This is a genomic window from Paracoccaceae bacterium, assembly GCA_019454225.1.
In the GTDB taxonomy this organism is placed as follows: Bacteria; Pseudomonadota; Alphaproteobacteria; order Rhodobacterales; family Rhodobacteraceae.
In genome coordinates this window covers 3,237,222-3,249,372 of sequence record CP075370.1, presented here as the reverse complement: position 1 = coordinate 3,249,372, position 12,151 = coordinate 3,237,222, and the positions used below count along the sequence as shown (strand labels likewise).

The following is a 12,151-nucleotide window of genomic DNA, read 5'->3' as shown; positions in this document are numbered from 1 at the left end:
ACCGCAGCGTTACGAAGAGGCACCGCAAACGGGGGACGCGATGTTCGGTGTGGAGCTTTCCGAAACCGCGCAGGCCTGGGGCGCGCTGGTGATCGTGCTGGGGATGCTCGCGCTTTTCGTGCGCGAGGTGTTCCCGCCCGAGGTCACCGCCATTGGTGGCGCCGCGGTGATGCTGGTGCTGGGCATCCTGCCGCAGGGTGACGCGCTGCGGGTGTTCGCAAACCATGCCCCGTGGACCATTGCCGCGATGTTCATGATTGTCGGCGCGCTTGTCCGCACCGGGGCGCTTGACTGGGTCACGGCTGTCGCGATGCGCAATGTCGAACGCAACGCGGTGGTGACGCTGGCGGTGCTGACCATGGGCATCGTCGCCATGTCGGCCTTCATGAACAACACGCCCATCGTGGTGGTGATGATCCCGGTCTTCATGCAGCTTGCGCGGCAACTGCAGGTCTCTGCCTCGAAGGTGATGATACCGCTCAGCTATCTTGCGATCTTCGGCGGCACGGTCACGCTGATCGGCACCTCGACCAACCTTCTGGTCGACGGGGTGGTGCGCGACCGGGGGCTTGCCCCCTTTGGCATCTTCGACATCACGCCGCTGGGGATCGCCGCATCGGCGATCGGCATCGTCTATCTGTGGCTCTTCGCGCGCCGCCTGTTGCCGGACCGCGACAGCATGGGCATGCTGCTGGGCGACCGCGCCCGGATGAAGTTCTTCACCGAGGTCGCGTTGCCCGAGGGGTCGGCCCTGGTGGGGCGGCGTGTCGAGGAGGTGGACCTTTTCAAGCGCGACAACTGCCGGGTGATCGATGTGCTGCGGGGGGATGCCTCTTTGCGCCGCAACCTCTCCGACGTGGTGCTGGAGGCGGGCGACCGCGTGGTGCTGCGCACGCCGATGTCCGAGGTTCTGGCCCTGCAGCAATCCCGCGACCTGCGGCTGGTGGACAAGCTGTCATCCGTGCAGACCACGACGGTCGAGGTGCTGATCACGCCGGGCTGCCACATGGTCGGGCGGTCGCTGGGGTCGATGCGCCTGCGCCGGCGCTATGGCGTCTATCCGCTGGCGGTGCATCGCCGGAACCAGAACATCGGGCGGCAGCTGGACGATCTGGTTGTTCAGGTCGGCGACACGCTGCTTCTCGAAGGGGCGCCGGGCGACATCCAGCGGCTGGCCGCCGACATGGACATGGTCGACATCTCGAAACCGTCGGAACGCCCGTTCCGGCGCCGCCATGCGCCGCTTGCCGTTGGCGTCCTGGTGGCCATCGTCGTGCTGTCGGCGCTCAACATCGCGCCCATCGTGGTGCTGTCGCTGCTCGGCGTTGCCATCGTTCTGGTGACGCGCTGCATCGACGCCGACGAGGCCTTCGGCTTCATCGAGGGGCGGCTTCTGGCGCTGATCTTCGGGATGCTGGCGGTCGGGGCGGGGCTGGACCATTCGGGCGCGGTGCAGCTGGTCGTGGACCGGATTGCGCCCTGGCTGCAGGGTCTGCCGCCCTATCTGCTGATCTTCGTGGTCTATGCGCTGACCTCGATACTGACCGAGATCGTGTCGAACAACGCGGTTGCGGTGATCATGACGCCGATCGCCATCGGCCTGGCGGCGAGCCTTGGCATCGACTATCGGCCGCTGGTGGTGGCGGTGATGTTCGGCGCCTCGGCCAGTTTCGCGACACCGATCGGATACCAGACCAATACGCTGGTCTACGGCCCGGGTGGCTATCGCTTTGCCGATTTCCTGCGGATCGGGGTGCCCCTGAACGTGCTGATGATGGTGGCGCAGAGCCTGCTGATCCCGCTGTTCTTCCCGTTCTAGGGGGCCGGGGTTGCGGCCCGGCGGGGGGCTGGTGTAGAGACCGCCATCACCCAAGGGGACGGATCGGAGACGGGTCATGGCAGGCCATTCGAAATGGGCCAACATCCAGCATCGCAAGGGCAAGCAGGACAAGCTGCGCTCCAAGATGTTCTCGAAGCTGGCGAAGGAAATCACCGTCGCGGCCAAGATGGGCGACCCCGATCCCGACAAGAACCCGCGCCTTCGCCTGGCCGTGAAGGCCGCCAAGGCGCAGTCGATGCCCAAGGACGTGATCGAGCGCGCGATCAAGAAGTCGCTGGGCGGGGATGCGGCGGACTACAGCGAAATCCGCTATGAAGGATATGGCCCCAACGGCATCGCGATCATCGTCGAGACGATGACCGACAACCTGAACCGCACCGCATCCAACGTGCGCAGCTACTTTGCCAAGCATGGCGGCAACCTGGGCACCACCGGATCGGTCAGCTTCATGTTCGACCGCGTGGGCGAGATCACCTATCCGTCCGAGGCGGGCGACGCCGACACGGTGATGATGGCCGCGATCGAGGCCGGGGCCGATGATGTCGAATCCGACGAGGAAGGCCACTGGATCTACTGCGCGGTCGAGGCGCTGTCAGAGGTGTCCGAGGAACTGGAGAAGGTGCTTGGCGAGTCGACCGAGTCAAAGCTCATCTGGCGCCCGCAGAACCGCACCAATGTCGATCTGGAAACGGCCGAGAAGCTGATGAAGCTGATCGACACGCTGGAAGAGGATGACGACGTGCAGACGGTGACGGCGAACTTCGACGTTCCGGAAGAGGTCGCCGCGCAACTGGCCTGAGCCCGCACGGGGCGCGGCACCCTGCGGCACGGGCGACCGCTGCCCCCGTGCAATCCTGCGGGTGGCCAGGCTCAGCCGCGCGAGTACATGCCTTCATAGATCGGCACGAGCGTTTCCGTCTCGAACAGCGACGAGACGCTGGTGCCGTTCCAGATGTTCAGGATCGCCTGCGCGAACATCGGTGCGGTCGGCACGATGCGGATGTTCGAGGCCGCCCGGACCCGGTCGCCCTGTTCGATGCTGTCGGTGATCACCAGCGACTTCATCACCGACTTGCCGATCCGGTCGACCGCCGGGCCGGACAGGACGCCGTGCGTGATGTAGCTGTGCACTTCGGTTGCGCCGTTCTCGACCAGCACCTCGGCGGCCTTGCACAGCGTCCCGGCCGTATCGCAGATGTCGTCAACAATGATGCAGGTCTTGCCCCGGACGTCGCCGATCACCGTCATCTCGGCCACCTCGCCCGGCTTTTCCCGCCGCTTGTCGACGATCGACAGGGGCGCGTTGATCCGCTTGGCAAGCTCGCGGGCCCGCGCCACGCCACCCACGTCGGGCGACACGATCATCAGTTCGTCGAGTCGGCCGCGGAAGTTGTGCTCGATGTCGAGCGCGAACACCGGCGAGGCATAGAGGTTGTCCACCGGCAGATCGAAGAAGCCCTGGATCTGTGCCGCGTGCAGGTCGAGCGTCAGCACCCGGTCGACACCGGCCTGGGTGATCAGGTTCGCCACGAGCTTGGCGGAAATCGGGGTGCGGGCCTTGGCGCGGCGGTCCTGCCGCGCATAGCCGAAATAGGGGATCACGGCAGTGATCCGCGCCGCCGACGACCGGCGCAGCGCATCCACCATGATCAGCAGTTCCATCAGGTTGTCGTTTGCCGGGTTCGATGTGGGCTGGATCACATACATGTCCTCGCCCCGCACGTTCTCGAACACCTCGACAAAGATCTCCTGATCGTTGAAACGCTCCACCCGGGCATCGACCAGGGTGACCTGCATGCCCCGGTGCATCGACATCCGCCGGGCGATCGACCGCGCGAGCGAGAGGTTGGCATTGCCGGAGATCAGTTTGGGCTCGGTCAGGGCGGGCATGGGCTGGCTCCGGCTGCGACGGATTCGTGACGTTGACACCGCTTAACACCGGGTTAGGGTCTTGCCAAACCGATGGGGGGGCGCAATGGCGCATATCGACTATTTCTTCGCGACCGTGTCGCCCTACACCTACCTTGCCGGGATGCGGCTGGAGCAGATCGCCGCGCGGCATGGCGCGACAATCGCCTACAAGCCTCTGGATATCCTGTCGCTTCTGGATCGGACGGGAGGTGTCCGCCCGGCACAGCGGCACGAGAGCCGCAAGGAATACCGGCTTCAGGAACTGCGGCGACAGTCGGCAAAGGCGGGGCTGAAGCTGAACATCCAGCCGGCGTTCTGGCCGGCCAATCCGGCGCCGTCGTCCTATGCGATCATCGCGGCCGCCAAGACCGGGGCCGATGTGGGACCGCTGGCGCATGGCTTCTGCCGCGCCTGCTGGGCCGAGGAACGCAACATCGCGGATGACGAGGTGATCCGCGACATCCTGACGGCCCATGGGTTCGATCCCGCGATCGCAGACAAGGGCATGCTGATGGCCGCCGAGACCTATGCCCGGAACCTTGACGAAGCGGTGGAACGCGGTGCCTTTGGCGCCCCGTTCTACATCGTGGGGGCCGAAACGTTCTGGGGGCAGGACCGGTTGGACGACCTTGACCTGCACCTGGCCGGAAGGCTGTGACGCTGGAAACGGTTGCCGGACAGTCGGTGAACCTGCGGCGGTTGGGTTCGGGGCCGCGGACAGCGCTTGCCCTGCATTGTTCGCTGGCCCATGGCGGGGCGTTCCGGGGACTGGCCGCGGACCTGCCGGGGATCACCTTCCTTGCGCCCGACCTGCCCGGGCACGGTGACAGCGCCGACTGGGACGGCCGCGATGACCTGCACGCGCTGTCGACGCGCATCGCACTGGCCCTGGCCCATGCGCATGGTTCGGTCGACCTGATCGGGCACAGCTTCGGTGCGACAGTCGCCCTGCGCGCGGCCCTTGAGGCGCCCGACCTGGTCCGCACCCTGACGCTGATCGAGCCGGTGCTGTTCTGCGCCGCCCGCGCGGCAGGGGGGGCGGAGTTTGCCGCCCACGAAGCCGCACATGCGGATTTCGCGCGCCATATGGCGGCTGGCCGGCGCGAGGCGGCAGCCGAGGCGTTTCAGGCGATCTGGGGGGCAGGGCTGGAATGGGGTGACGTTCCGGCGCCGCAGCGTGCCTATATCGCCGCGCGCATCCATCTGATTCCGGCGCAGAACACCGCGCTGTATGACGATTCCGGCGGGCTGCTGGATCACGGTCGGCTGGAATCGCTGGGCCTGCCGGTCCTGCTGGTCGAGGGTGCGGCCTCACCGCCGGTGATGGCCGCGATCGGGCGGGAGCTTGCGCGGCGTCTGCCGCAGGCGCGGCGGTCCGTGGTGCCCGGAGCGGGACACATGGTGCCGATCACCCATCCGGCCGAGGTTGCCGGGCTGGTCGGGTCGCTGCTGCCGTCCTGAACGCCCCCGGGTCAGGCGATGGCTGCCAGCAGCCCGTCGACCTCGGCCGTCGTGGTGTTCCAGTGGGTCACCAGCCGGGCGGCCTCGCGCCCCGGGGGCGCGTCCCATTCATAGTAGACCGCGCCTGCCGCCTTCAACCGGGCATGGGTGCCCGTCGGCCATTCGACGAACAGGATATTGCCCTGCACCGGGTGCAGCATCCGCACGCCGGGAATGGCCGCCAGACCCGCGGCCAGACGCGCCGCCTTGGCATTGGCATGGGTGGCGACCGTCAGCCAGAGGCCATCGGCAAGCCATGGCGGGAACTGGCCCGACAGATAGCGCATCTTCGACGCCAGATGCCCGGCCCGCTTGCGTCGCAGTTCCAGTTCCCACCCCTTTGCGGGGTCGAACAGAACCACGGCCTCTGCCCCCATCAGCCCGTTCTTCGTGCCGCCGAAGGACAGGGCATCGACACCGGCCCGCCATGTCATCTGCGCGGGCGTCGCCCCCGTGGCGGCAAGCGCATTGGCGAACCGTGCGCCGTCCAGATGCACCGGCACCCCATGCGCATGGGCGATGTCTGCCAGCGCCGCGATCTCGCCGGGGGTGTAGAGCGTGCCGGCCTCGGTCAGGTTGGTCAGTGTCAGCGCGCCGCGCTGCACCCCGTGGACACCGTGCACCCCCGTGGCGCCCAGAACCCGGGTCAGGCTTTCGGCCGTGATGCGGCCGTGATCGCCCGGAATGCCGATCAGCTTGGCGCCATGGGTAAAGAACTCGGGCGCGGCGCATTCGTCCATCTGGACATGGGCCGCCTCGTGGCAGAATACCGCTGCCCAGGGCGGGCAAAGGCAGGCCAGTGCCAGCGCGTTCGCCGCCGTGCCGGTGGCGACGAAATGCACGACCGCCTCGGGCGCCTCGAACAGGTCGCGGATCATCGCCTGGGCGTGCCGTGTCGTGTCGTCATTGCCATAGCCCACCGCGCCGCCGCCAAGCGCGGCCAGGGCCTGCAGCACGGCCGGATGCACCGGAGCGCCGTTGTCGGAGGCAAAGAACATCAGGGCCGCTCCTCGATCACATAGTCTTCCCAGTCATCCTCGGACACCTCGGTCTCCGGGATCGTCCAGCCCTGCACGGACATCCCGGCAAGATGAACGGAGTCCGGGTCGCCCGAGATCAGCGGATGCCAGTCGAACAGGGGTTTCCCTTCGTGCAGAAGCCGATAGGCACAGGTGCGGGGCAGCCAGTAGGCCACCTCGGGCAGCTTTTCGGCGGTCAGCCCGACGCAGTCGGGAACATAGTCGCGCCGGGTTTCGTAGTGCTTGCACCGACAGGTCTCGCCGTCCAGCAGGCGGCAGGCGAGGCGGGTGAAGTCGACCTCGCCGGTGTCGTCGTATTCCAGCTTGTTCAGGCAGCATTTTCCGCAACCGTCGCAGAGCGCCTCCCATTCCTCGGCGGTCATGCCGGACAGCGGCACGGTTTCCCAGAAGCGGTCACGCATCGAGGATCGCCCTGGCGCGGTCGCAATCGGCCTGCATCTGGGTGATCAGCGCGGGCAGGCCATCGAACTTCAGTTCGGGGCGGAGATACTCCACAAGCGCCACCGACAGGTGCTGCCCGTAGAGATCGCCCTTGAAATCAAGCAGGTAGGTTTCGAGGTTCGGGGCGTTCCGGCCGAACATCGGCCGCACGCCCAGACTGGCCGCACCTTTCCAGGTGCCGCGCTGCGGTCCGGTCAGGACGTCGACCCATACGGCATAGACCCCAAGGCGCGGCAGGTGCAGCCCGTCAAGGGCCATGTTGGCCGTGGGATAGCCCAGATCGCGGCCGCGCTTTTCGCCGTGGATCACCTCGCCCTCGATCCGGTGCCAGTGGCCCAGCATCGCGGCGGCGGCGCGCGGGTCACCCGCAGTCAGCGCCTCGCGGATCGCCGTGGACGAGATCGGCGGGCCGTCGGGCGACAGCAGCGGTGCCACGGTGACGCCGATTCCGCGTTCCTGCGCAAGGGCTTGCAGGTCGGTCGCGGTGCCCTTGCGGCCCTTGCCGAAGCAGAAGTCCGACCCGACGACAACATGGGTGACGCCAAGCCCCCGGTGCAGGACCCGGTCGACGAAGGCATCGGGTGCGAGACCCGCAAGACCTTCGTCGAAAGGCAGTTCGTAAAGTCGCCCGACCCCGAGCTTGGCCAGGCGGTTGGCGCGGGCCTCGGCGTTCATCAGGCGAAAGGGCGGGGCATCGGGGGCGAAATGCTGGCGGGGGTGGGGTTCGAATGTCACGACGCCGAGCGGGCCGTGGGCGCGTGCCGCCTCGATCACGCTGCGGTGGCCGAGATGGACACCGTCAAAGTTGCCCATGGCCACCGAGGCGCCACGTGCCTCCGGCGCAAGCCCTTGCCATTGCTGGTAGATCTGCATGAACCCCCGGGCGGGCGGGGGCCCGCAGCGTCAGTCGAACTTGCGGCTTGGCGCCAGAACCAGCGCCTCACCCTTCAGCACCACGGTATTGCCCACGGCGCAGTGGGTTTCAAGGGTGACACGGCGGCGGGAATGGTCGATCGCCGCCACGCGCACCTCGGCCACGACGCTGTCGCCGGGGCGGACCGGGGCAAGGAACCTGAGGCTTTGCCCCAGGTAGACCGTGCCGTGACCGGGCAACTGTTCGCCGATGACGGCCGATATCAGGCCGGCGGTCAGCATTCCATGGGCGATGCGGCCCTGAAAGATCGTGTCGCGGGCATAGGCGTCGTCCAGGTGGACCGGGTTGCGATCTGTCGAAACCTCGGCAAAAAGCTCGATATCCCGGTCGGTTACGACCTTCCGCAGCGAGCGGGTCATGCCGATTTCGAGGTCTTCGATGCAGATCGTTCCGCGCGGGGCATTGTCGAGCATCGGGCGAATCCTTCTGTCCGGGGCTTCGGGCAGGTTAGGCTATGCCGCAGTGCAGCGCAAGATGGGCGGGTAATTTATGTTCTTATTGAGATCATCTTGCGAACTAATGTTGCTTTGCCGTCTCAGCGCAGGTGGCCCATGGCCAGGGTCGGGTGTCGGCCGTCATGGTCGAGCCAGGCCTGAAGCCGTGCGGCGTCGGGGTTGTCGGTGTCGGGGCCGAATTCCTCGGCTGCCAGGCCGCCGGTGATGAACAGGGTATCCAGACCCTCGGCGATGCCGCCCTGCACGTCGGTGGCGATTCCGTCGCCGACGCAGAGGATGTCGCCCTCCGCGATGCCGCCGTCATGGGCGGCAAGGCGGCGGCGGGCGAGGTCGTAGATCGGGGGGTGCGGCTTGCCGAAATAGAGGCTTTCCCCGCCCATCTGATCATAGAGCTGCGCCAGAGCGCCGGCACAATATATGCGCCGATCGCCGTAGTCGACCACAATATCTGGGTTGGCGCAAAGCAGTTTCAGACCGCGCGTCTTGGCCATCAGGAACTGCGGGCGGTAATCTTCGGGCAGGTCGCGATCCTCGTCGTTGGGGCCGGTGCAGACGATGCCTTCGGCTTCGGCGAGGGGCACGAAATCGAAGGGCGGCGCGGCGGCGGCCATCGGGGCCAGATCTTCGGCGAAATCGGTAAAGAAAGCCTTGTCCTTTTCCCAGGGTCCGATGTGGTGGATGCGCCGGCCCACGGCCCCGGACAACAGCGCATATTGCGCCGCATCGCCCGAGGTCGCCACGTCGTCCCAGCAGTCGCGGGGCACGCCGATACGGTCCAACTGGCTGATAACGCTGGGTTTCGGGCGGGGGGCATTGGTCACCAGGATGACCCGCCCGCCGCCCTTGCGGTAGGATTGAAGGGCCGCCACAGCCGCCGGAAAGGGCCGGACGCCGTTGTGCAGGCACCCCCAGAGGTCGCAGAACAGCGCGCCATAGCGGGAGGCGACCTGCGCCAATGATGGGATGATCGGCGTCATTCTGGGCCCCCGGTGCGGCTGCGGCACCCCGCGAGCGGGGGGCCGGTTAACGAAAGGTGAACGGTCTGGCAGGCGTATGGCACGCGTCTGGCAGGCGTCCAGACGCGGCCAGACCGGAAATCAGACCTTGAGCGCGGGCAGGATCTGCTTCTTGCGGCTCATCAGGCCCGGAATCGTCACGGTGTCGCCGGTGACGGTGACGCCGAAGGAGGTCTCGGCGATTGCCTTCACCAGATCGTTCGGGATCAGCAGATGCGCCTCTTCCCGGATGATGTCGATGATGAACAGCAGCACCTGGTCGGCCTTGTCCTCGGCGGCGACGGCGGGCATCGCCCCCATCAGCGCGGCCTTGCGGGCCAGCAGCACCTGCGGCGCGGTGGTTTCCAGAACCGAGACGCGCAGTTCCTTGCCGCCGACCGTATATTCCTTGCTGTCCATGCGCAGCAGGGCGGTATCGGAATAGGCCGACACGTCGGACTTGGCCTCGAATTGCGCGGTGGCCAGTTCGGGGATCGAGACGCCCAGTTCGGCGGCCAGCGCCTCGGCCACGGCCTTGTCATGGGGCGTGGTGGTGGGCGAGCGGAATTCCAGCGTGTCGGACAGGATGCAGGACAGCATGGCGCCCTTGATGGCGCGGGGGGCGCGGGCGATGTCGGCGCCGATCAGGTCATGCATGATCGTCGCGGTGCAGGCCAGCGGACGGATGGTGATGTCGATCGGTGCCGCGGTCTTGAGGCCGCCAACCAGCATGTGATGGTCGATGATGCCCTCGATCCGGGCGGCGTTGATCGAAGGGGGCAGTTCGGCCGGGTTGTTGGTGTCGACGATCACCACGGCGTCACCGGCCGCGACGTCGGCGATGATCCGGGGCTTCGGCAGATCCCAGTGGCGCAGGACGAAGGCGGCCTCGGTGTTGGGTTCGCCCAGCAGGGCGGGAACGGCCGGGGTGCCGCGCACCTCGGACAGATACCAGGCCCAGATGATGGGCGAGCCGGTCGAGTCTGTGTCTGGCGACTTGTGGCCGAAAACCGTGATCGTCATGGGAACCCCTTGGGCGTTGATTGTCGCGGCGGTCTTTAGCGTCTGGGCGCGCGAATGTCACGGGGCCATGCCGCGGCGCGGCGGGGCGTGTTGACGCGCGGCGCGGCGGAGGTTAGCCTGGGCATCTCTGAAGGGGAGTGCACTGACAATGGACACGCACCGCTGATCCTGTCGCCGCCGCGCCCGTGCCGGGCCGGCACCGCCATTCCGCCGAGAGGAGCATCCTGACAATGGACCTGTCCGTCTGATCCGCCTTTGCGCGGGCCGTGCCGCGTGGACCCGACTTTGCGCGGGCCGTGCCGCGTGGACCCGACTTTGCGCGGGCCGTGCCGCGCGGGGGGCGGATGCCCCCCGCGCCCCTCGAATCCGACCGAAAGGGCATGTCATGCCGAAGAAATCCGCAACACCCCCCGTGCCGGGGGGCTGGCCCGCACATGTGCAGCAGCCTGCACCAAGGTGCGTGGCCGCGAAGGCCGCCTTTGACCCTGCCAGCCTGAAGGCGAAGGGCGCCGCCCGGGGCCATCGTCCCGAAGCGGCAGTGAAGCGCCTGGCGCTGCCGGGCAAGTCGCGCGGCCGCTAGGCCGGCGGCCGGCCGCCGCCGCCCCTGCGGGCGCGGCGGCCGGTTCCGCGCGGCATCAGGGGCTTGGCAGCGGCAGGCGTTCCAGCCGCCAGCCGCCACGGTCGAGGAGCGCCAGAACACCTTCATGCCCGGAAAGGTGCAGGGCGCCGAAGGCGACGAAGACCGGGCCATCGGCCGCCGCAGCCTCGATCACCGGAATCCAGGCGCGGTTGCGGCCGTTCATCAGCGCCTCTTCCATGGCGGCGAAATCCGCCTCGACCGCCTCGGGCGTCTGGCCGGGCAGGTCGAGCGTGACGCGGCGCAGGAATTCCCAGATCACGCGGCTGTCCTGGCGGAAGTAGGCGGCGGCGAGGGTGGCCATCTGGTCCTCGGCGCGGGGTTCGAGCGCGAGGGAGGAGCGGATCATGCCGATCTGTGCCTCCATCGGCATGGTCTCGAAGATCCGGAAGGCGGTGTCGAAGGGTTCGAGCGCCTCGACCGGAAGGCCCCGGGCGGTGGCGATGTCGATCAGGCGCTTGTCCAGCCCGTCGCCCAGGGTGGCGGCGGGCATGGCGCAGGGCGGCACGGCCAGCAGGACCGAGATGTACCAGGGGCGGAACCGGGCGGCCATGAAACCGGGCAGACCGCGCGCGCGCATGGCCTGCGACAGGGTTTCCCAGTCGTCGGGGGGCAGCAGATCGGGCAGCGACTGGCCGTCCGGCAGCAGGATGAGCGAGGTGTTGCGGCCGACGTATTCCATCAGTTCGGCCTCCTGGTCGGGCCCGGCCTCGACCAGCAGGCGGGTGGCGGCGGCGAGGTCGGGGGTGACCGTCTCGACCGTCGCGGCGTGGCGCGGGTCGTCGAGGTGATAGGTGCCGAGGATCGTGACGGTCTGGCCGTCGCGGGTGGCACGCCAGAGATTGCCCTGCGGATAGGGCACCGCCTGCGCCACCCGTTCCAGCGCGGCGCGTTCGTCGGCGGGCAGGGCGGCGATCATGTCCTGGCCCGCGCATTCGGCCCCGATCGCCACGGCAGGCAGGGCGAGGGCGAGGAGGGCGGTGGCGGCGAGTCGGCGGAAGGCCATGGGGCGGGGCACCTTGGATCGGGGACGGGGTGAACCCTGCCACGGGGACCGGGCCATGCCAAGGCGCCGCCGGTCACGAATGCACAACCGAGGGGGGAATGCCGAACGGAAGATTCAGCTTTATGCCCGCAGAGGCATCTTCATAGTTTCGCCCACTGAGAGGGTGTCGGCGTTCTGCGGCTGTCGCAGCGGTTTCGGAAAACGCGTCATGGGTTTTGGCCCCGCGCATCATCGGAATGGAATTGGCGGCTTCAATCTCCGTCCGGTCCGCAGCGGTTTTCCGGCAGGCGATCCGGTGGCGCCGGGGATCTCGGTGCATTCGTTGGACAGGTGTCTTGCGGCTTTGGCCGCATGTGGAGGCAATTGATG

At 67.6% G+C, this 12,151-nt stretch carries 12 protein-coding genes; 4 read left to right on the top strand and 8 right to left on the bottom strand.

Annotated features, from left to right (window positions below):
* The first annotated feature begins 40 nt into the window (after positions 1 to 40).
* Both KF887_15475 and KF887_15470 read left to right on the top strand, forming a co-directional pair.
* On the top strand, positions 41 to 1,819 hold the full coding sequence (locus tag KF887_15475) for an SLC13 family permease (GenBank protein QYK40790.1): 1,779 nt from the start codon (positions 41 to 43) through the stop codon (positions 1,817 to 1,819).
* Positions 1,820 to 1,895: 76 nt separating this feature from the next.
* Complete coding sequence (locus KF887_15470) at positions 1,896 to 2,639, top strand: YebC/PmpR family DNA-binding transcriptional regulator (protein ID QYK40789.1); 744 nt, start codon at positions 1,896 to 1,898, stop codon at positions 2,637 to 2,639.
* A gap of 71 nt (positions 2,640 to 2,710) precedes the next feature.
* On the opposite strand, the gene KF887_15465 is transcribed toward KF887_15470, so the two are convergent.
* The gene (locus KF887_15465; protein ID QYK40788.1) at positions 2,711 to 3,730 is read right to left on the bottom strand and encodes a ribose-phosphate pyrophosphokinase; all 1,020 of its coding nucleotides are present in this window, start codon (positions 3,728 to 3,730) and stop codon (positions 2,711 to 2,713) included.
* A gap of 85 nt (positions 3,731 to 3,815) precedes the next feature.
* Between KF887_15465 and KF887_15460 the strand changes: the two genes are divergently transcribed.
* Together KF887_15460 and KF887_15455 are read left to right on the top strand one after the other, a co-directional pair.
* The gene (locus KF887_15460; GenBank protein QYK40787.1) at positions 3,816 to 4,409 is read left to right on the top strand and encodes a 2-hydroxychromene-2-carboxylate isomerase; all 594 of its coding nucleotides are present in this window, start codon (positions 3,816 to 3,818) and stop codon (positions 4,407 to 4,409) included.
* A gap of 2 nt (positions 4,410 to 4,411) precedes the next feature.
* Positions 4,412 to 5,212, top strand: coding sequence for an alpha/beta hydrolase (locus KF887_15455; GenBank protein QYK43603.1), 801 nt, complete (start codon positions 4,412 to 4,414; stop codon positions 5,210 to 5,212).
* Positions 5,213 to 5,223: 11 nt separating this feature from the next.
* Here KF887_15455 and KF887_15450 read toward each other — a convergent pair whose 3' ends face one another.
* The 7 genes from KF887_15450 to KF887_15420 form a co-directional block, all read right to left on the bottom strand.
* Positions 5,224 to 6,249 (bottom strand): low specificity L-threonine aldolase, encoded by a 1,026-nt coding sequence (locus tag KF887_15450; protein ID QYK40786.1) that lies wholly within the window; start codon positions 6,247 to 6,249, stop codon positions 5,224 to 5,226.
* Positions 6,249 to 6,692: a YcgN family cysteine cluster protein gene (locus tag KF887_15445; protein ID QYK40785.1), complete on the bottom strand. Its 444-nt coding sequence runs from the start codon at positions 6,690 to 6,692 to the stop codon at positions 6,249 to 6,251. Before KF887_15445 ends, KF887_15450 begins: the two co-directional genes overlap by 1 nt.
* The gene (locus KF887_15440; protein ID QYK40784.1) at positions 6,685 to 7,605 is read right to left on the bottom strand and encodes a bifunctional riboflavin kinase/FAD synthetase; all 921 of its coding nucleotides are present in this window, start codon (positions 7,603 to 7,605) and stop codon (positions 6,685 to 6,687) included. The genes KF887_15445 and KF887_15440 overlap by 8 nt, the downstream gene beginning before the upstream one ends.
* A gap of 30 nt (positions 7,606 to 7,635) precedes the next feature.
* The gene (locus KF887_15435) at positions 7,636 to 8,079 is read right to left on the bottom strand and encodes a MaoC family dehydratase (protein ID QYK40783.1); all 444 of its coding nucleotides are present in this window, start codon (positions 8,077 to 8,079) and stop codon (positions 7,636 to 7,638) included.
* A 122-nt stretch (positions 8,080 to 8,201) separates the two neighbouring features.
* Complete coding sequence (locus KF887_15430; protein QYK40782.1) at positions 8,202 to 9,098, bottom strand: TIGR01459 family HAD-type hydrolase; 897 nt, start codon at positions 9,096 to 9,098, stop codon at positions 8,202 to 8,204.
* A 120-nt stretch (positions 9,099 to 9,218) separates the two neighbouring features.
* A complete protein-coding gene (locus KF887_15425; protein QYK40781.1) occupies positions 9,219 to 10,139 on the bottom strand; it encodes a manganese-dependent inorganic pyrophosphatase in 921 nt (306 codons plus the stop codon).
* A gap of 635 nt (positions 10,140 to 10,774) precedes the next feature.
* Entirely contained in the window at positions 10,775 to 11,839 is a 1,065-nt protein-coding gene (locus KF887_15420) for a TraB/GumN family protein (protein ID QYK40780.1), read from the bottom strand.
* Positions 11,840 to 12,151: the final 312 nt, after the last annotated feature.

Bases quoted from the DNA above. Each gene is read 5' to 3' on its own strand.
- KF887_15475 (QYK40790.1), top strand. From the start codon at position 41: ATGTTCGGTGTGGAGCTTTCCGAAACCGCGCAGGCCTGGGGCGCGCTG.
- KF887_15460 (QYK40787.1), top strand. From the start codon at position 3,816: ATGGCGCATATCGACTATTTCTTCGCGACCGTGTCGCCCTACACCTAC.
- KF887_15435 (QYK40783.1), bottom strand. From the start codon at position 8,079: ATGCTCGACAATGCCCCGCGCGGAACGATCTGCATCGAAGACCTCGAA.
- KF887_15445 (QYK40785.1), bottom strand. From the start codon at position 6,692: ATGCGTGACCGCTTCTGGGAAACCGTGCCGCTGTCCGGCATGACCGCC.
- KF887_15440 (QYK40784.1), bottom strand. From the start codon at position 7,605: ATGCAGATCTACCAGCAATGGCAAGGGCTTGCGCCGGAGGCACGTGGC.
- KF887_15450 (QYK40786.1), bottom strand. From the start codon at position 6,249: ATGTTCTTTGCCTCCGACAACGGCGCTCCGGTGCATCCGGCCGTGCTG.
- KF887_15425 (QYK40781.1), bottom strand. From the start codon at position 10,139: ATGACGATCACGGTTTTCGGCCACAAGTCGCCAGACACAGACTCGACC.
- KF887_15420 (QYK40780.1), bottom strand. From the start codon at position 11,839: ATGGCCCGGTCCCCGTGGCAGGGTTCACCCCGTCCCCGATCCAAGGTG.
- KF887_15430 (QYK40782.1), bottom strand. From the start codon at position 9,098: ATGACGCCGATCATCCCATCATTGGCGCAGGTCGCCTCCCGCTATGGC.
- KF887_15465 (QYK40788.1), bottom strand. From the start codon at position 3,730: ATGCCCGCCCTGACCGAGCCCAAACTGATCTCCGGCAATGCCAACCTC.
- KF887_15470 (QYK40789.1), top strand. From the start codon at position 1,896: ATGGCAGGCCATTCGAAATGGGCCAACATCCAGCATCGCAAGGGCAAG.